Annotated in this window: 1 protein-coding gene; it reads left to right on the top strand. The window is 56.5% G+C overall.

Annotation, left to right across the window (positions count from 1 at the left end):
- Nucleotides 1-27: 27 nt before the first annotated feature.
- Nucleotides 28-517 (top strand): amidohydrolase family protein (locus tag ACLNEE_RS16905; protein WP_412007453.1); only part of this gene is annotated, 490 nt, incomplete at its 3' end.

The following is a 517-nucleotide window of genomic DNA, read 5'->3' as shown; positions in this document are numbered from 1 at the left end:
CGCCTCACGGAGGAATTCGGGTTCAAGGTGCATACGTTCACGCATATTCTGGAGGGCTACAAGATTGCCCGCGAGATGGCTCGTCATGGCGTTGGTGCCTCATCATTTGCCGACTGGTGGGCCTATAAGTTCGAAGTCTACGATGCCATTCCTGAGAACCCTGCCATCCTCCACGAGCAAGGTGTGAACGTCAGCATCAATTCAGATGATGCCGAGATGGCCCGGCGCCTCAATCAGGAAGCGGCAAAGAGTGTGCGCTATGGCGGCGTCTCGGAACGCGATGCTTGGAATTTTGTCACCATCAATGCCGCCAAACAAATGGACGCACAGAATCAGGTTGGCTCATTGGAAGAAGGAAAGGTGGCGGACGTCGTCGTGTGGAGTGGCAATCCGCTATCGAACATGTCGCGAGTAGAGCGCACATTCGTGGATGGTCGCGAGTATTTCTCACGTGAGACAGACGCGCGACTGCGCTCCAGGGACGCCGAGCTGCGCCGTTTCCTTGAACAGGCAGCCC

Origin of the sequence: Aphanothece stagnina RSMan2012 (genome assembly GCF_046764815.1) — a bacterium.
Classification (GTDB): Bacteria; Cyanobacteriota; Cyanobacteriia; order PCC-6307; family Cyanobiaceae; genus NIES-981.
This window is presented reverse-complemented; position numbering and strand designations above follow the sequence as displayed.